The 19605-nt window shown below is 62.2% G+C and carries 12 protein-coding genes; 6 read left to right on the forward strand and 6 right to left on the reverse strand.

Annotation, left to right across the window (positions count from 1 at the left end; genetic code table 11):
• Positions 1-109: 109 nt before the first annotated feature.
• From U0S50_RS13200 to cysS, 3 genes are read left to right on the forward strand one after another with little or no spacing between them, the layout of a single operon-like run.
• Entirely contained in the window at positions 110-1933 is a 1824-nt protein-coding gene (locus tag U0S50_RS13200) for a ShlB/FhaC/HecB family hemolysin secretion/activation protein (protein WP_322309220.1), read from the forward strand.
• A 30-nt stretch (positions 1934-1963) separates the two neighbouring features.
• On the forward strand, positions 1964-8056 hold the full coding sequence (locus U0S50_RS13205) for a hypothetical protein (protein WP_322309221.1): 6093 nt from the start codon (positions 1964-1966) through the stop codon (positions 8054-8056).
• A gap of 49 nt (positions 8057-8105) precedes the next feature.
• Positions 8106-9578 (forward strand): cysteine--tRNA ligase, encoded by a 1473-nt coding sequence (cysS, locus tag U0S50_RS13210; RefSeq protein ID WP_322309222.1) that lies wholly within the window; start codon positions 8106-8108, stop codon positions 9576-9578.
• A 30-nt stretch (positions 9579-9608) separates the two neighbouring features.
• Here cysS and U0S50_RS13215 read toward each other — a convergent pair whose 3' ends face one another.
• From U0S50_RS13215 to pyk, 6 genes are all read right to left on the reverse strand, one after another.
• On the reverse strand, positions 9609-10457 hold the full coding sequence (locus U0S50_RS13215) for a phosphodiesterase (protein WP_322309223.1): 849 nt from the start codon (positions 10455-10457) through the stop codon (positions 9609-9611).
• Positions 10458-10506: 49 nt separating this feature from the next.
• Positions 10507-12441, reverse strand: coding sequence for a cytochrome c3 family protein (locus U0S50_RS13220; protein ID WP_322309224.1), 1935 nt, complete (start codon positions 12439-12441; stop codon positions 10507-10509).
• Positions 12442-12459: 18 nt separating this feature from the next.
• The gene (locus tag U0S50_RS13225) at positions 12460-13341 is read right to left on the reverse strand and encodes a hypothetical protein (RefSeq protein ID WP_322309225.1); all 882 of its coding nucleotides are present in this window, start codon (positions 13339-13341) and stop codon (positions 12460-12462) included.
• Positions 13341-15776, reverse strand: coding sequence for an NAD(P)-binding domain-containing protein (locus tag U0S50_RS13230; protein WP_322309226.1), 2436 nt, complete (start codon positions 15774-15776; stop codon positions 13341-13343). The genes U0S50_RS13225 and U0S50_RS13230 overlap by 1 nt, the downstream gene beginning before the upstream one ends.
• Before the next feature lie 256 nt (positions 15777-16032).
• A complete protein-coding gene (locus U0S50_RS13235; protein ID WP_322309266.1) occupies positions 16033-16806 on the reverse strand; it encodes an arginyltransferase in 774 nt (257 codons plus the stop codon).
• Between the two features lie 234 nt (positions 16807-17040).
• Positions 17041-18495, reverse strand: coding sequence for a pyruvate kinase (gene pyk / locus U0S50_RS13240; protein WP_322309227.1), 1455 nt, complete (start codon positions 18493-18495; stop codon positions 17041-17043).
• A 117-nt stretch (positions 18496-18612) separates the two neighbouring features.
• Here pyk and U0S50_RS13245 point away from each other — a divergent pair, with 117 nt between their 5' ends.
• The 3 genes from U0S50_RS13245 to U0S50_RS13255 are packed head-to-tail and all read left to right on the forward strand — an operon-like array spanning position 18613 to position 19591.
• Positions 18613-18942 (forward strand): DUF1244 domain-containing protein, encoded by a 330-nt coding sequence (locus U0S50_RS13245; RefSeq protein WP_322309228.1) that lies wholly within the window; start codon positions 18613-18615, stop codon positions 18940-18942.
• Positions 18943-18998: 56 nt separating this feature from the next.
• Positions 18999-19241: a DUF2312 domain-containing protein gene (locus tag U0S50_RS13250; protein ID WP_058814959.1), complete on the forward strand. Its 243-nt coding sequence runs from the start codon at positions 18999-19001 to the stop codon at positions 19239-19241.
• Between the two features lie 32 nt (positions 19242-19273).
• Positions 19274-19591: a YbjQ family protein gene (locus tag U0S50_RS13255; protein WP_322309267.1), complete on the forward strand. Its 318-nt coding sequence runs from the start codon at positions 19274-19276 to the stop codon at positions 19589-19591.
• The last annotated feature ends 14 nt before the right edge of the window (positions 19592-19605 follow it).

The raw sequence follows: 19605 nt of genomic DNA on the forward strand, positions 1-19605 counted from the left end.
CGGCGGCCTTCCTTTCCTTGGGTCGATATTTGCTGCGCCAGAAAACGGCGCGGTGCACGGAACGGACACGCGCCTGGCGCGCGTGCCTGTCCATACGCGAGGGGTGGTAATGGCCGTGATGGCAAAAGGGGAAAAAAACGGGCGCAACGCGGCCCCGCGAGCCGTGGCCCGTGCCGCGCTGGCAGGAGCGACGGGACTGGCCACGGCGATGATCTCGACGATGGCTTTTGCCCAATCGACGCCGCAGATTCCGACCCGCGAGGAAATACAGCAACCCTCGTTGCCCACCGCGGTCCAGCCACGCGAGCGGATCGTCACGGCAGACGACAGCATCGAACGTGCCCCCTGCCCCCTCGCCAGTCCCGAGTTCGACAGCGTCCGCTTCACGCTGCGTGGGGTCGAATTTTCCAACGTCGATGGCATCGACAATGATATGCTGGCACCCAGCTGGTCAGACAAGGCCGGTCAGGATCTGCCGATCGCAGCGGTGTGCGATATTCGCGACCGTGCCGCGACCATCCTGCGTTCGCGCGGCTATCTGGCCGCCGTTCGCGTTCCGCCGCAGACCATCGACAATGGTATCGTTCGTTTCGACATTCTGGCGGCGCGCATGTCCCGCGTCGAAGTGCGCGGCGATGCGGGGCGCAACGAAAAGCTTCTCCAGCGTTATCTGGCGAGACTCGACGATCAGCCGGTTTTCAATATCACCGATGCCGAACGTTATCTTCTGCTCGCTCGTGACATACCGGGAATGGATGCGCGGTTGACCTTGCGCCCGGGCGGCGCACCCGGCGAAGTCGTGGGTGAAGTGCTGGTAACGCGAACGCCCGCAATCTTTGATGCCAGCATCCAGAATTTCGGATCACGCGACGTAGGCCGATGGGCGGGGGTCGCCCGGGCACAGGTCGCCGGCCTGACCGGCATGGGCGACCTAACGACGGTCAGCCTCTATTCGACCGCTGATATTGACGAGCAACAGGTGCTGCAACTCGCACACGAATTCCGGGTCGGTGGCAATGGGCTCCGCTTTGGCGCCAGCTATACCTATGCGTGGACACGTCCCGACATCACCGGGCTGGCAATCAAGTCGAATACCCAGATCGTCAGCCTTTTCGGTTCCTATCCCGTCACGCTAACCCAGGCGCATCGCCTGACCGTCGGCGGCGGGCTCGACCTCATCGATCAGGATATCCGTCTGGGCGGAATTCCCATCAACCGCGACCGACTGCGCGTCATCAACCTGCGTGCCGACGCGAACTGGATCGATCCCCGTTCGGTCGCCGGCGGCGGCGGCTTTAATCCGGCCGAACCGCGCTGGGCATTCGGCGCCTCGCTGGAAGCCAGACAAGGGCTGAACTTCCTTGGCGCCAGCGACGATTGCGGCCCAACCGGCGCGGCTTGCTTCCTTCCCGGCGCGGTCCCTCTATCGCGGATAGAAGGCAAACCCGACGCCTTTCTCGTTCGCGCCAGCGCACAGGCCGAATGGCGCCCGGTGAAGAATTTCACCCTATCCGCGGCGCCGCGCGGTCAATGGGCAAACGATCCCCTGCTTGCCTATGAAGAGTTTTCGGGCGGCAATTTCACCGTCGGGCGCGGATATGATGCCGGTACGGTGATCGGCGACAGCGGCGTCGGCGTCGCGATCGAGGCACGCTATGGTTCCTTCGTTCCAGCCAATACCAAGGCTTTTGCCTTTCAGCCCTTTGCCTTTTTTGATGCGGCGTGGGTCTGGAACAGGGACACGGCATTCAACGGCCTCAACCCACAGAAACTCTATTCCACCGGAGCCGGTCTGCGCGTTGCCTATGGCAATCTGGGACGTCTCGACATGACGCTGGCCGTCCCGCTGAATCGAGCCGGTTTCCTGACCGAACGGCCCGATCCCCGCTTCCTGGTGTCGTTGACCACCCAATTCGGCGTGCGGGCGCGCTGATCGATGATCCAATTTTCGAGGATGAACGCCATGCGTGCAGCAGCCAACCCCGCTTCGGTCCGTAGCAACAAGAGCCACCTGTTCGATAGCTGTGCGATTGCCGCAAGCCTCGCAGCGCTGGCCCTTGGCGGCCCTGCGCTCGCCCAGGTTGCGGGGACCGGAACGGTCGTTGGTGGCTCAGCGATTATCTCACCCCCCACTACGCCGTTGCCCCTCCCGCCCAACACGACCCAGGTGGAGGTATCGGGGGCCCAGACGATCATCAACTGGACGCCGACCGACGGCGCGGCCACCGGCGGCGCCATCGACTTCTTGCCCGTCGGAAGCGCGCTCGAATTCTATGGCCCGGGCGACTACACCGTCCTCAATCGCTTTGTGGACGGTGGCGGCGGATCGATCAGCCGCCAGGTCGCACTGAACGGCACGGTCAACAGCTATGTCGGCACGCGCTTTTCAACAGGCGGCAATGTCCAGGGCGGCAATATCTGGTTCTACAATGCCGGCGGGATACTGATCGGATCGACCGGCGTGATCAATGTCGGCAGCCTGGTGCTGACCGCGAACGATATCGACACAACAGGCCCGGGCGGCTTGTTGGGCCCTGGCGGCGAAATCCGTTTTCGCGGGGCAAGCGGCAGCACCGCCGCCGTCCAGATCGACGCCGGTGCCCGGATCAACGCAACCGGCGTCTCGGCAAACAGCAGCTATGTGGCGCTGGTTGCACCCCGCGTTGTCCAGCGCGGAGCCGTCAGCGTCGATGGATCGGCGGCGCTCGTCGCTGCGGAGCAGGCTGACGTTCTGATTAGCAACGGCCTGTTCGACATCAACGTCCAGGTCGGGGCCGAGGGCGGTACCGTCATAGACCACAGCGGCAGCACGACTGGTCCCGAACAGAATTCGGGGAATTCTGGCGGTATATATCTGGTTGCCATTCCCAAGAATGACGCCGTGACCATGCTGGTATCCGGGCAGTTGGGCTATGACGATGCCTCGAGCGTAACGCTCGACAATGGGCGGGTCGTCCTGTCGGCTGGACATAATATTACCGGCGGCGCCATCAGCGCAGCACCTGCTTCGACGGCGGCCGCCTCCATCGTGGCGAGCGATACGATCGTCCACAGCAACCTGTTCGCGCGGGCCTCCGGCAGCTTCACCGGCGGACCACGGAGCGAGCTTCCCGATCCTAGCGGCCCAGCGCAACCCGCCCACATCGGTCGCTTCACGGTCGAAGGCGATGCGTTGATCAATGCAGCCGGCAGCGCGACCTTCACCGTCGGAACCAATCAGGAAGTCGATGTTTCCGGCGCGTTGACGATTCAGTCAGACGGGCCGACGGGGAACGCAGCGGTGGCGGTCAACGGGGGCCAGTTTTCCGTCGGCGGGCTGTTTATCCGGGCGGATGACATCGCATCGACCGGTAACGCCCAGGGCGGAACGGCGAGCTACACCCAAACGGGTGGATCAGCATCTATTGGCGCATTTCTGGTAAGCGCCGATGGCATCGGCAGCAGTCTTGGCGGGTCCGGATCGGGCGGCACGGCGACGGTGGACATCGCGGGCGGAACCCTGACATCCGACGAAATCCATGCTTCGGCGGCGGGCATCGGCGGAATGGGTCTCGATGGATTTGATTCGGGTTCCGGGCCAATTATTCCGGCCGGGAATGGCGGCGACGGAACGGGCGGCGACGCAACTATCACGATCGCGGGCAATGCGGTGGTCAACACTGCCGATGTCTCCGCCTCGGCGCGCGGCGTGGGCGGCAACGGCGGTTCTTTCTCGACCAGCTTCCTCGGCGGACCCGGAAATGCGGGCAATGGTGGCAGCGGCAACGGCGGCTCTGCCGCTATCCGTCTTTTGTCTGGATCGCTGGTCGCGGGGGACACAATTTCGGTAAGCGCCAGTGGCGAGGGCGGGCTGGGCGGCAACCGCTTCGATTCGAGCAGCAGCGGCAGCGCAACCAGCATGGGTGCAGGCGGCAACGGCGGCTCTGCCGACGGCGGCTCCGCAGTCGTCGAGATGTTCTTTACGCCGGATTTCGCTGGCACGCTGGAGGTTTCGGCGCTCGCCACCGGCGGCGCGGGCGGAAGCGGGAATGACGGCGGCAATGGTGGCGACGCCTTTGGCGGAAGCGCCGGCGTGGTCGTCGATAGTTTCGACGCAGGCGATGTCGACTTCAGCCTTGATGTCCGGGGTATCGGCGGAAACGGCAGCGACGGGTTTGACGGTCGCGGCGGCAATGGCGGCGAAGGATCGGGCGGCAGCGCCGACATCGACGCCTTTGGCCCCAATGCCCGCGTTTCGACGGGGGCGGCGCAATTCGCCGCCAATGGTCAGGGTGGCAACGGCGGCAATGCAGGTCTCGGCTTCTTTTCGAGCAGCGCCACTCCTCCTGCGGGCGGGAATGGTGGCGACAGCTTCGGCGGTGCAATCACGATCCGCGCCGACGATGGCGCTACCATTGCCCTAGCCTCTTCATCCGGCGACATTCAGTTCGATAGTGGCGGAACGGCCGGGAATGGCGGCAATGGTGCAGCCAATGAATCCATCCCGGGCCTGACCGGCGGCGCCGGAGGAAATGCCGGAAGGGCAATCGGCGGTCGAGTGTTCTTGATTGCAAGCGGCGGGACGATCGATTCCAATGGCGCCGCAGTTACGATCAATGTCAATTCCGTAGCCGGGAATATTGGCATCGGCGGCATCGGCACGGCCGGAAACGGAGCGAATGGCACAGCGCAACCGACCCGCGGCGGCCAGGTCGTGATCGATGCGCGGACCCCGGCAGGCCAGGTCGTACTGGGCGACACGATCATCAACGCCAGTGGCGACAACGCCGGGCGGATCGACCTGAGCGCCGAAGGCAGCATCAGCATGGCCAGCCTCAGCGCCTCGACGCAAGGCTTTGCACCGCCCACCGGTATCGGCGGGGTCGGGGAATCCTTTGGCGGCATTTTGCTGTCGCCGGACGGCGGCACGATCTCCACGACCGGCAACATGCAGCTGATTTCCGGCGGAGCGATCGGCATTTTCGCAAGTGGTGACGGCAATGCCAGCGCCGGGGGCAACATACTGATCCAGGCAGCCGACCGAGTGGATATTCGCCGGACGGGCGGCACGAATATTGTTCCAACCGCATCGGCAGGTGGGACACTGACCATCAATGCGGTGAACGGCTTGACCGCGATCCCGACGACCCAACTCAACAGCGCAGCGGCAATGTCGCTGAGTGTTTCAAACGGTGCAATCGATGTGGACCGCCTGATCGGCGGGAACATCTCGGTCATCAGCAGCGGTGCCGCGTCGGTCGAACATGCCGAATCCGATACCGACTTCTTTGCCGCCGCCGCCAGCTTCCGCACCGGCCTCAATTCGATCATCACTGGCGGCAACATCATCATCTCCTCGCCCGGCGCCGTCGATCTCGGCAATTCCAGTGCCGGGGGGCTGGTGTCGATCAGCGGTCAATCGATCACGTTCAACAGCGTATCGGCCGGAACCGGAATCGACATGACTGCGAGCGGCACGGTCGCGGGTGCCGAAGGGATCAGCGGCGGCACGCTGACGGCGGGCACCGACATCAGCCTGACCGCGAACAGCCTGTCGCTCACGGGGGCTGCCAACGGCGGCGGGTCGCTCTTCGCCTTTGGACTGGGCGGGCCGGTCGCAATCGCCCAAGCCAATATGGGTGGCACGATCTCCATCTTCTCAGCAGGCGATCTGACCGGAAACTATATCTCTGGCGGCGACATCCGGTTGAACTCCGACGCCAATGTTACCGTCTCGGCCCAGGCGAACGGCGGCTATATCGACAGCAGCACCGGCCTTACCGCCGACGGAAATTTGCTGGTCGATGCCGTTGGCGATGTTACGCTGACGAACAGCGGCGCGGCCCGCATGTTCGGGGTCAATGCCGGACAGAATGTATCGATCAATGGCGGGAGCGCAGGCGAGGATATGCTTGTCCTTGCCGCAGGTAACGCAACGCTGACCAGCATCAGCGCGGGCGACGATGTCGATGTCAGCGTCGGGGGCGACATCAGTGCAACGAACGTCAGCGCGACTGCGGTCGGGCCCGACACGGCAGACATCGTCTATACCGGCAACGGCTTTTTCATCACTACAAGCGCGGCCGATGGCGCCGACATCAATTTTTCGACCAGCGGAACTGTCGACGCCGCCAACCTTTCCGCCGGTGACGATATCTCCATTTTTGCAGGCACCGCTTTGTCGCTCGATGGCGCGACCACGCTGGGTCTTGGCGTTACTGGCGGCGACAGCAGCATCGGCGCGTCTGGAGACGGCATGGCGCTCGCCAACCTCAACGCGTTCGACAATATTTTCGCGAGCGCGAGTGGAACCGTCGCGATCACCGCGCCAATCATCGCCGGAGCCAATGTCACGATTAACGCGGACGCCGTAACAATGACGACGCTGGCCGCGCCCACCGACACCGTATCGGCGGGAGGCGACGCGCTGATCGAAGTGGGGAACGACATCAGTGGCGGTCGTGTCGCGGCCGCGGGCGGCGCAACACTGTCTGCGGGCGGTGCGATTGGCGTCGAATCCGTGACCGCTAACAATGTGGCGATAAGCGGCGCGGGCGGTGTCGCGGCAACCCGCGTTACCAGTATTGGCACCGCCACGCTGACGAGCAGCGGCGGCAATATGACGGTCGACACACTGAATGCGGGCGGTGCCGTCGATGCCAGCGGCAACGCTGTCACCATCGGCAACAGCGGCAATCTTGCCTTTTCCAATCTGGTGGCGACGACCGGCGATGCCCGGGTCAATACAACGGGCACCCTTTCCGTCGCGAACGCCAATGTCGCCGGCACCGCGGACCTGCGTAGCGGCGGCGACCTCAGCATATCGAGCCTCAGCGCCGCGAATGCGCAGCTCGCCTCGACAGCCGGTGCCATGACATTGACCGATCTTTCCGTCACCGGCACCCTGAACGCGAACGCTCAGGGCCTGATGCGGGTCGATGGAACGCTTGCGGCGCCGACAATCGCCTTGACGTCGGGCGACATCGACGTAACCGCGACCGGTCAGGCGGGCGCGGACGGAACGACGACCAGCCTGATCTTGACCAACGGCAATGGCGCGGTTCAGACCTTCATAGGCGGCACAGGCACGCGCAGCGGCTATCATATCGACGCCGCCGAATTGGCACGCCTCTATGGCTCGCAAATTCGTATCGTGGCGCCAGACGTTACCGGAACCACCGGAATCGCTGCGGAGCCGGACGCCGTGATCGACGACTTCACCCTGACAGGCGGCATATCGGGTTCCAACCTCGGAACAAATGGCAGCTTCACGATCCAGACCGCAGGCAAGGCACGCGTTATAGGCGACGTAAGGCTGACCGGCATAACGTCCGGCAACAGCTTTGCCATTTCGGGCAACGAAGCGGTCGAGGTGATCCTGGGCGACGGATCGATCCGCATGACTGACGCCAGCGGCGCGATCGCCGGACAGCTTAACCTGGCGGGACAAAGGGTTAGCATCGCGACGCTCGCGGCGATCGCCGACGTCGCTGCCGCGACATCGACCAACGCAATCGAAACCCGGCTCGCACAAAATGACGGCGTCGTCATCGACGATGGCGCCCTTTACGCCAGTGGGATATCTGCGGCGGTTGGTGAAGGATTTTACGTCCAGAACAGTGGAGCGACGACCGCCACCGCCGACCGGCGCGGTCTGACCTTTGGCGCGTTGGGGTTGGATGTCCAGACAAGCACGCCAGCGCGGATCGTGGCCAGCGGCGTTCAGATCGGACCGTCGGGACAGGTAACGGGCGCCGATGCGCTCGCATTGTTGACCGTCAATGGCGTCGCGCCGGTGGTCGGCGCCTATGACCCGCAATCGCGTTTCAACGGCTGCCTGATCGCCAATCCGGCGATCTGCGGGCCGGTCCAGCCAGTCAATGATCCTCTATTCCCCGTTCAGGACGTGATCGAGGACAAGAATGATCCCGACGACGGCGAAAAGAGCAAGGGACGTAATCTTCCCAACCCGTTGATCACGATGCGCGATGTGGACCCGATGACCGGCGAGCCGTTGCTGGACGACCCCGTTACGGGTGCCGGTAATGACGATCTGTGGACACCGCCCGCCGATTGATCCGCCTTTCGGTTGACGTATCGCCCCGACGCGGGGCATGGGCGCCTCTATGATCGACGCCCCTGCCCCCGTTTCGGATTCCGGCGCTCCGCTGTATCTGTTCAACAGCCTGACGCGCGCGCTGGAAATCTTCCAACCCGTCCATCCCGGCGAGGCGCGCGTCTATTCATGCGGACCGACCGTCTATAATTATCAACATATCGGCAATATGCGCGCCTATGTTTTTGCCGATACGCTGGGGCGCACCCTGTCGTTCAAGGGCTATCACCTGCGCCACATCATCAACATCACTGACGTCGGTCATCTGACGTCGGACGCCGATGCCGGCGACGACAAGATGGAAAAGGCCGCGGCATCGCTCGGCAAATCGGCGTGGGATATCGCCGCCTTTTACACCGCCGAGTTCAAGCGCGACCTCGCTTGGCTCGGCGTGCGCGGTCCCGCAAAATGGACAGTCGCTACCGATTACGTCCCGCGAATGATCGACTTTGCAAAGCGCATCGCCGACACCCATTGCTATGAACTCGAGAGCGGCCTCTATTTCGATGTGTCGACCGTCGCCGACTATGGCCGTCTCGCGCGCGCCGTCACCGATGAAGGCGAAGGCCGAATTGACGAGGTGGAGGGCAAACGCCACGCTGCCGATTTTGCCATCTGGCGCAAGACCCCCGCAGGCGAAACGCGCCAGATGGAGTGGGATTCACCCTGGGGCCGCGGCGCGCCCGGCTGGCACCTGGAATGCTCGGTGATGGGCGAAGCCGAGCTCGGCATGCCCTTTGACATCCACACCGGCGGCATCGATCATCGAGAGATCCACCACCCGAACGAGATTGCGCAGAACCAGGCCTATCGCGGCTGCGGTGGGCTGGACCATGCCGAACATTCGGGCGCGCGGCTGTGGATGCACAACAATTTCCTGATCGACCGCGGCGGCAAGATGTCGAAATCGGCAGGCGAATTCCTGCGCCTCCAGCTCCTTTTCGACCGCGGCTTTCACCCACTCGCCTATCGCCTGATGTGCCTGCAGGCACATTATCGCAGCGAACTGGAATTTTCGTGGGAGGGCCTTGCTGCCGCGCTGACCCGGCTCAAACGACTGGTAATGGCGGTCGCGCCGCTGCGCGATATCGAAGCTTCCACAATCACCGACAAGCGCTTGACCGACCTGCTCGCCAAATTCGACGCAGCGGTTTCCGACGATCTCAACACAGCGGTGGCGCTGACCGTGATCGAGGAAGCGGCAGCGATGAAGAAGATCGATACGGCGCAGAAGCGCGCAGCCATTGCGAAGATGGATGCGGTTCTCGGGCTCGACCTGCTAACCATCGCTCGCGCCGACCTGAGGCTGCGACCCAAGGGTGCAGCGATCAAGGATACGGCGATCGAAGCGATGCTGGTACGCCGCAAGGAAGCACGTGCGGCCAAAGATTTCGCGACATCAGACGCACTGCGGGACGAGTTGATCGCGGTCGGGGTCGAAGTGATGGATGGCGACCCGCTCGGCTGGGAATGGCGCCTCTGATCTATCCGCTGGGCGGCGGCGCTTGCCCCATCAGGCCGGTCGCTCGGCCTTCAGTTCGCGGACCAGCGGCTGCAATCGCTGATCATATTTGGCGAGCATGGTATGCGCCCCGGCATGATCATAAAAGCTGACGAGTTCACGCCCGTTCCAGCGATGGAGCGCATAGGCAGGATCTTCGGCAACGATCATCGGGCGGTCATCGGGAGCGTCCTCGTCAATCGGCCGAAGGTCCAGCGAGACCTGAGGGGCGGTCGATGAACAGATAGCAATTGTCCGCCCTTCCCATGCGACGGTAACGCTGCGGTGCAAATGGCCGCAGATCAGGCCGCGAACCTGGGGGTGACGACGCACGACATCCGTGAAGCGGAGCACCCAAGGTTCTTCTGGATGCGTGTTCATCCATTCGATACCGCTTTCGACCGGCGGATGGTGCATGACGATATAGGATGGTTTGTCCGGAGCCTTTGCCAATTCGGCATCCAGCCATTTCGCCCGCTCCGCGCAAAAGGCGCCGCCGTGCCGCCCCTCTTCCAGCGTATCGATCGTCACCAACCGAAGTTCGGGAAGTTCGATCGCATATTGGACAAAACCGTTTCCATCGCTCAACCCCGGAAAGCGAGCGTGAAAATTATCGCGCAAATCATGGTTTCCGACACTCGGCCAAACTGGGAAAGGGCACCGCGAAAAAGCGGTTTCAAGCCGCCGATAACTGTCGGGATCGCCACGATCGGTGATATCACCGGTCGCCAGCAGCAGATCGGGGCGATTCGGGCCTTCGATAAGCACGTCGAGCACCTCGTCGAGGCGCTTACGATTATATTCGGCCGGATTGTCCGGATCGAAACCGATATGAATATCGGTGATCTGGGCGATCAGCATGTGCGTCCCCTGCTCCGGCCGTCAGGTCCCAATCCCGGCCACTGTGTTATCATCCACCCTGCCTGATGGCCGGCAGCGCCTGCGGGCGCCATGACACGTCATATAGCCCCTGTCGCTGCTGACCTGTGATCAGGCTCACATCATAGATGCCACGCATTGGTCTTTCTGTGATCGCCGTCACATTTTTGCGCCGCTGACGTTCCGGCACCCACGGCTTGCCACCATCGGAATGATATTCGTGACACATGGCGCAAGGCGATTCGGTAGCCGTGTTCACCTTGACCAGCCGGGCGCCGGTTTCTCCGACATGACAATCGCGGCACTGACGCAAGCCCGGGACCAGCAGTTGGCTCGCCTGTTTCGACTGCGGTGCGGTCGTGTGACAATCGGCACAATCGGTTTCCTTGTGCGCATCATGGTCGAACCAGCCCTTTTGGAGGAAGCGGGGCGTCTGGTTCACCGCCATGACCCGCCACCCACGACCAGCCTGAGGCGCAAAAACGGTATGGCAATCGTAACAGGCACCGCCCTTTGAAAAGACCGCCCGGATCGCATCCGCGGCCCGGCCGGGTCGCACCGCGGCCTCACGGAAATAGATGCTATACACCTGCCCTTCGGCATATTGGCCGGGCCGCCGCCGTGCCATGCCACCAAGCTGAAGCGGCCGTGCCGGCGGGGTCGAGCGATAATAAGCCATGAGGTCCGCCGCGACCTGATCGGGCTGGCCATGTCGTAGCGTGCGCGTCACGCCGCCAACCGTTTCGAAGGCCAGGCTGTGACACATGGCACAGTCGCGTTGCATCTCCACCGGTTTCATGCCGACACCGTCGGCTTCGGGCCGGTGACAGTTTTCGCACTCCAGCTTTTGTCCGAAATCGTAGCGCCCCCGAAAACTCGCCGCCATGCGCGCCACGCCGCCGGTCGCCTGCAAGTGCAAGTCGTGCGGAAACTTGAGACCATTATAATCGACAACACCCTTGCCCGCCGGTGCGCGTGCCTGTTTTGCGCCGGGCGCCAGGCGGACAAGAGGACGAAATTCAGGATGCCCGGTACCGAAATCGGCGGCGTCGACCAGCATCGTGGGATGTCCGGCAGTTTTCAACCGCTCCGCCATGCCATCATGGCAATCGGCACAGAATTTCTGCGGCGTCGCGGGCATGGGGCCTGCCCCTTCATGCTCTGTATGACAATCGACGCAGCGCCCCTGAGGGCGATTGAAGGTCTTAGCAAAGCTTGCGAGGATTTTCTCCCCAGCCCCCGGCGGGTGCCGCGCAGCGAGAAGCATCGCGGAGGGCGCGCCCGCGTGAGCCTGGCTCATCGCCTTATGCTCACCGGTATGGCAATTGACGCATGCCTTGTCTGTCACAGCAACGAACGCGTCGACGTGGCACGACTGGCAATCCTTCTTCAAATTCGCATGCGCGGTCGACAATGGTCCCGACAGCCAGGCACGGTCGGCGTGATAGCCTTCCGGCCGTTCGTCGACCTGCCGATAATTATACCAGGCCCAGATCGGTCCGACGAGAAACGCCAGCACCATCACCACCGCAAAGGTCCAGGCCCCAAGACGCTTGCCAGGCAACACGCCCGCCAGCGAAAAGGCCTTTACCTCGTCGACGTCCTTTGACGATTGAGAAAGTTCGTCAATCCGTTCGACGAGCAGGATGATATCTTCGCCTTCGCGAACGATCGTCAAACGATGACCACCAAAGCGCAGCTCCGCACCGGCGGCACTGTCGATGTCCGCGACATCAAGCGTACGACCGTTGAGATCGAAACCAAGCCCCTCCAGCGCGGCTACGCGAACATGGCGCCCATCGGCACTACTGATCGTCGCGTGATGCGGGTTCACCGCCAGATCGGCGATGTGAATGATGTTGCCGCCTTCGCGGCCGAGTGTGATCGTGTCGCCCGGCAGCGCCTGGTCACGAACGATCTGCTTGCCGGTCTTCGTCGTTGCGATGCGGCGCAGGATGAAGCTCATGGTCCCCTCTCCCTTGCCTTACCAGTAAAAGAAAACGCTGATGATATGCGCCGATAGCGCCGCAATCAGCGCAAAGGTCAGCGGCACATGCACATAGAGCCAGATTTCGAGTAACGCACGCAATCGCAAATGCGCGCGCAACCGCGCGAGCGCAGCCTGTTTCTGCCCCAACAAGCCTATAACCTTGGTACGTGCTTCGGCATTACCGCCGCGTGAGGCGGATAGCGTGCGATAGGCGGCGGCCGTGGCGCAACGTGGGTAGCGACCGCTGAGCCGCGCTCCGATACCGCCGGCAAAAGGATCTTCATCCAGGGCCGCGAGCACAGGTGCTGTATCTTCCGGATCGAGCGGCTGCGCCGCGCTGTGCAATTGGCGGTCGAAAGCGCGGATCGCCTCCAGCATCTGCATCTGGGTCATCTGATCGCGATTGTTCGACAACGCCTGCGGCAGGGTCGCATAGACGATCACGCCAAAAAGGCCCGACAGAATGACGAGCATCATCAGCGCCCAAGCGAGTGTATGAACATTCCAGCCAAGCTGGAACCCCGTGTGCCACGTTCCGATGACGATCAGACTGAGCCCAAGATAGACATGCGCAGAGGTCCAGGCCTTCAGCGACCAATAATCGCTGGTCATCCTGCGCTTGCGATAACCGAGCGCCGTCAGCCATATGATAAGAAGGGCCCCGATCGTACCCAGCGTATAGCCATACCAGCTGCCGCCATTATGCCGCGGCGTCACGTCAATAAGCGCGTAACCAATGATAACAAACAGGCAAAGTGCCCCGGAAATCTTGGCCCAGCGAAACCCGGCGTAGCGCAAAAAGCCCTCATGGCGCCGTTCGCGGACGCGCTCGACCTGGGTCGCTCTGTTGCGGCGACGCTGAAAGAGGCTGGCCATCAAGGCGCCTCCTCTTCCAGTCGGGCGATCGAAAGAAACTCTTCGGGCGATACGCGAATTGCCGCTCCGGTCGGACAGGCACGAACACAAGCTGGACCACCCGCGATCCCCTTGCACATGTCGCATTTCACGGCAATTTTCTTCGGCTTTTCATCACCCAGCTGCTTTTTGGTCCATTTCGGCGAGGGCTCCCCCGGGCCTGGCCCCCTCGCCAGCAACAGCCAGCTCAAAAGGCCAGGTCGCGGGGGAGGTGAGGCCTCCATGCGGATCACGCCATAGGGGCAGTTGCGCATACAATTGCCGCAGCCGATGCAGCCGGGTTCCATGAATACTTCGCCGTCAGGACCGCGATGAATGACGTTGGGCGGACAATCGGCCATGCAATGCGGGTGCTCGCAGTGACGGCAGCTGGTCGGCACGTGGAGATGGGCAAAGCTCTTGCCCGCCTCGCGATCGAGCCGCGACAATCCTTCGTGGCTGTCGGCGCAGGCCTTTTCGCAATTGTCGCAGCCTACACACAGATTTTCGTCGATAAGCAACGCATCGGTGGCTTCGCCCAACCCCTCCTTCATGATGAAGCTTGCGGTATCCGAATAGAGGTCGACCGCGCTCGAATAGCTGGCTTTGCGGGATTCGATAAAGCTGTTCATCGCGGCGCGCTCCGCAACCGCCTTTTCCGTCGCCTCGCGCACCTGCGGCCGCGCCGCCAGCATCGCCTTGAAACCCGCACCGGTCAGCTTGATCACTTCGCTGCCCACCGCAGCTTTTACCGTCGCATTGCGGCGCTCGCCACTCAGCACAGCCATTTCGCCGAAATAGCTGCCAGCAGGCAAATATCGGAGGAAAATCGGCTTTCCGCCAATGTCCTTTTCCACCACCATCGAACCGGAGCGGATGACATAAACGTCGTCGCCCTCGTCCCCTTCCTGGAGCACGACCTTGCCGGCCGGCACGCGGACCACCTCCGCCTCGTCAACCACTTGCCCGAGGTCTTCGACCGTCAACCCGCCCTTGAATATCTGAAGCAACTGGCGCTCGAGCGAGATGCGATTGATAACGCGTTTGGCCCCAGGCACCGCCGCCATCAGCTTCAGCGCCGCGGTGCGCGACATTTCGACGAAGATGGCGTCGGCGCCCGCACGGATCGTCGCGCCCCGCTTGCGTCCGGAAATCAATCCAACTTCGCCAAAAATCGAGCCTTCCTCGATCGGAACCGTAACGCCCGGCCCCACCTCGACCAGTGCATGCCCATCGGCAATCGCGAACAATGACGATCCCGGCTCGTCCTTTTCAAACACCACGTCGCCCGTGCGATAGAAACCAACCTTCGAATCCAGCATGAACTCGCGCATCTGAAGCGGCGAGACATCGGCAAAGATACGAACCCGCTCACGCAGATATTCCAGCCACTCGCTGACCGAGCGTCGTCCAGGAAGCTCGGCAAAAATCGCCGCCAGGTCCTTTTCGTCCGCAGGAGTCAGCGCGCTGTTGCCATTGATGAACTCGACGACGTCATAGCCCTGGTTCATGCAATGCTTGATCAGCGGATAGCCCGCGAGCGCACCGATGACATAGATGCCCGGCACGGTCGTTTCAAAGGTCGGCGAAAGCTTTGGAAAAGCCTCTCGATCCGGTCCCGTGAATTCGATCCCCATCGCTTCGACGAAAGCGCGCGGCGCAACAGAGCCTAGGCGCGCAACGATGACATCGCACTCAATCCTCTCATCACCGGACGGCGTTTCAAGCGTCAGCCAACCGGCTTCGACCGCTTTCGGCTGAGTTTCGGTACGGATAGAAAGGAAACCATTTTCTCCCGCCTCCATCATATCCGAGACGTTTTTTGCCTTAGCGCGCGCAAAATCCTTTGAGCGATTCAGGATGGTGACGGTATTTTCCAGCGCCTCTTCGGCAACGCCGAGCGCATTCTCGATCCCCGCATCGCCCGACCCGACGACGGTGATATGCTGATCCTTGAAATCCTCTGGATCATCAACCTGATAGATGATGTGCGGCAGTTCATTGCCGGGACAGCGCAGCCGGTTTGGATTGCCCTGGGTTCCAATGGCAAGGACGATATGTTCGGCGGCGATCGTGTCACCCTTTGCCGTCCTGATCTGGAAAGCTCCTTTGGCGCCAGTTACTTCGACCACTTCGGCGTGATAGGCGACATTGACCTTGTTAACGGCAGCATCCTCGTCCCAATTGGCGAGGATATGCTCACGCGCGCCCTCGGCAAATCGGCAGTCGGACCGAAGGTCGAGCCTTTCCGGCGTTGCCAGGACGCGCTTGCCCTTCTGATATTTGAAGATGGTATCGGACAGATGATCGGTCTTTTCGAGCAGCACATGGGTTAGACCCAACTGCGCTGCGCGGGCGGCCGCGCTGAGACCAGCCGGACCCGAACCGATGATCGCGACCTTTACAGGTTCGGTCACGAGCGCGCACCTTTTGAAGGCCACAGCCCCGAAAATGCGCCAGTCATGATGCAGCCAACCGTTTTCACGGGCATCCCTTCCCCCTAATCGCCCACCCCTGGACGATCATTACCTTGGATGCGACCCGGACTTCACGTCCTCAGCGCAAGGCTATGCCCTTGAAAGCGGGATAAGGTCAACCGCCGCTGAACAAAGAGGTTCGGCTGGTGGGACAACCCCGCCGGAAAGCCGCGCTCTCTTTGGGGTGCCAACCGGATCAGGCGAGTTCCAACAGCGCCGCAATCTTGTCCGACGCCGCCGGATCGAAAGGCGCCCAGCCATCCGGCCCAAGCCGTTCTAGCGGACGGAAACGGGCCTTATAGGCCATGCGCGTGGACCCTTCGATCCAGTATCCGAGATAGACGTATGGAAGCCCGGCATGCGCCGCGCGCTGAATATGGTCTGCGATGATGTAAGTGCCGAGCCCTTCACGCAGGGGGTGATGAGAATCGAAGAAGCTGTAAATCATCGACAGCCCGTCGCCTTGACGGTCCGTGAGGCAGCAGCCGACAAGACGCCCGCGGCCGCCGTCCGTTGTCGGTTCCCGATATTCGATCATGTAGGAATCGACGGGAGTCTGCTCGACCATGTCGGCGAAATCCTGTTCGTCCATGTCGGCCATTCCGCCGTTCGGGTGGCGCGAGCCGAGATAGGCGCGCAGCAGCGTATATTGCTCTTCAGTGGCCCACGGCTTGCAGGCGGAGGCGACAAGATCGCGGTTGCGGCGGATCGTTCGCTTTTGGGAATTGCTGGGTCGGAACGCGCCCGCACAGACACGCACCGAGACGCAAGCGCTGCAATCGGCGCAGCTTGGGCGATACGCAACCGACTGGCTGCGTCGAAAGCCGATGCGGCCCAGCGCATCGTTCAACTCATTTGCGTTATTCCCGCTCAGTTCGGTGAAAACCTTCCGCTCGGTCTTGCCCTCAATATAGGGGCATGGAGCGGGACTGGTCACAAAGAATCGAGGAAAACGAAACGGTGCCGACACGCGAATGAAACCTCCGGACTTGCGAATGCGCGCGCCGTCGCGAGCATCAACGCATCCCATGTCCAAGACTATGGCCCGCGCCGTCAATGGTGCAAAGAGCGTTTACCATTTTTAAGCGTCCCGTTCTGAATCAGCTCGAAAATTTTCTGAATCGTCCGGTAACTTTTGTGCCGATTTGAATCGATCCGGCCCAACGCAGCGCGGCGGACCGGATTCGCGACATACATCACTGCGTCAGTTATAGCCCTTCAACTCATCACCGGTCAGCGTGGCGACATGCAGCACATTGGTCGATCCCGGCGTGCCAAAGGGAACGCCCGCCATCATGACCAACTTGGAACCCGCATTGCCGATGCCGTGCCGCAGCGCCATGCGCTTGCCCTTGGCAATCATCTCTTCAAAGCTGCCGATATCCTTGGTCGGAACCGCGTGCGCGCCCCACAGAAGGCCCATGCGACGCGCCGCTTCCCGACGCGGGGTCAGCACGAGCAAGGGCGCCCCCGGGCGCTCGCGCGCCACCCGCCGCGCGGTCGATCCCGACGCGGTGAAACAGATGATCGCATCGGCGGCAATCGTCGTGATGATACCGCCCGCCGCTTCTGCCAGCGCATCGGCGGTTGTGGCGTCGGGCGCGGTTTCGGTGAAATGCAGGCGGCGGAAATAATCGGGATCGCTCTCCACCGAGCGGGCGATCGAATCCATCATCGTCACTGCCTCGACCGGCCACGCCCCGGCGGCGGTTTCGGCCGACAGCATGATCGCATCAGCGCCGTCATAGACGGCTGTTGCAACGTCGGACACCTCGGCGCGCGTCGGCGAGGGCGAGACGATCATCGATTCGAGCATCTGGGTCGCGACCACCACCGGCTTGCCCATCCGCCGCGCCGTGGCAACAATCCGCTTTTGCAGCGGAGGCACAGCTTCGGGCGGCAGCTCTACACCAAGATCACCGCGCGCGACCATGGCCGCGTCGGCGAGTTCCAGTATCTCTTCCATCCGGGCCACGCCCGACGGCTTTTCGAACTTGACGAGCAGCGCCGCCTTGCCACCGATCAGGCGCCGCGCCTCGGCGACATCCTCCGGCCGCTGAACGAACGACAGCGCGATCCAATCGACCTGCTGCTCCAATGCAAAGGTCAGATCCTTGCGGTCCTTTTCGGTCAGCGCGGCAAGCGGAACCACGACATCGGGGACATTGACCCCCTTACGATCCGAAATCCGGCCGCCAACCTCGACGATCGTGTCGATCCGGTCGGCACTGACGCTCTGCACGCGCAATACCAGCTTGCCATCGTCGATCAGCAGGCGGGTGCCTTGCTCCAGCGCGGCGAACAGCTCGGGATGCGGCAAGTGAACGCGCGTTGCATCGCCTGGCGCCGGATCGGCATCGAGCGCGAACCCCTTGCCCTTCACGAGATCGGCCGGCCCGTCCCTAAACGTCCCGACGCGTAGCTTCGGCCCTTGCAGATCGACCAGGATCGTCGTCGGGCGCCCTGTGTCCTTCTCGAGCGCACGGATCGCGGCGATCACCTTGGCGTGACCAGCATGGTCGCCATGACTCATATTGACGCGAAAGGCGTCGGCACCAGCGCGATGAAGCGCCGCAATCATTTCAGCATTGGCACTCGCAGGACCAAGGGTCGCCAATATGCGCACCTTGCGCTGGCGGGGGGTAAAGATATGCGCCACAAATGCTCCGCTAGAAATATGGTCCTGAATATGCACGGGGCATGGCGCGTTGCTTGCGTCAAGGCAACCACCGTATAGCTATTCACATTCACCTGGGCGATCAGCGGGGCAGATATCATGGCATGCAGCGAAGAACATAACGAGCCGAACGATACGCTTGACGCCCTCGACGATGCGGCCGCAGCAGCGGCCTTTCGCCGTCTCGTCCGCCTGCTTCAGCACCGCCACGACGCGGCCAATATCGATCTGATGGGTTTGGCCGGATTCTGTCGCAATTGCTTGGGGGACTGGGTCGCCGAAGCGGCGGAACTTGACAGGGAAACCGGGCGCGCCATCGTCCACGGCATGCCAAATGCGGAGTGGAAGGCGCGTTTTCAGACACCCGCCACCGCGGAACAGTTGCGCCGGATGGAAGAAAGCATGGCCAAGAATCCCGGACCTCGCTAGGGGATCGCCCGAGGCGATTCTTGCGCCACCCCATTCATTCACCTGCGGAGTAAAAAATGAGCGAAGCCACTGTGTCCGACGAACAACTGCGCCTTTTCATCGAGCGTATCGAGCGGCTCGAAGAAGAGAAAAAAGGCATCGCCGACGATATCCGCGACGTCTATCTGGAATCGAAATCGCAGGGATATGATCCCAAGATCATGCGCCAGATCGTCCGCCTGCGCAAAATGCCCGTCCATGACCGCAAGGAAATGGAAGCCATCCTCGACGTTTACAAATCGGCGCTCGGTATCGCCTGATACACCACCCGTTCAGAACAGGAGACGGAATGATGTTCAGCACCACCACCAACGCGGTAGAGGGTCGCCCGGTCCGCGAGTATCTAGGCATCGTCACCGGCGAGGTGATCGTCGGCGCGAACCTCTTCCGTGACCTGTTCGCGAGCATCACCGACATCGTCGGCGGCCGTTCAGGAAAATATGAAGATGTGCTAGCCCGCGCCCGCAAGGAAGCATTGGGCGAGATGGAAGCCGAAGCCGCACGGCTCGGGGGCAACGCCGTGGTGGGTGTCGACATCGACTACGAAGTACTCGGCCAGAATGGATCGATGCTGATGGTGTCGGCAAGCGGCACGGCTGTCGTCCTCTGACAGGCGCGGTTGTC

The sequence above is a fragment of the Sphingopyxis sp. genome, assembly GCF_034380315.1.
Taxonomy (GTDB): domain Bacteria; phylum Pseudomonadota; class Alphaproteobacteria; order Sphingomonadales; family Sphingomonadaceae; genus Sphingopyxis.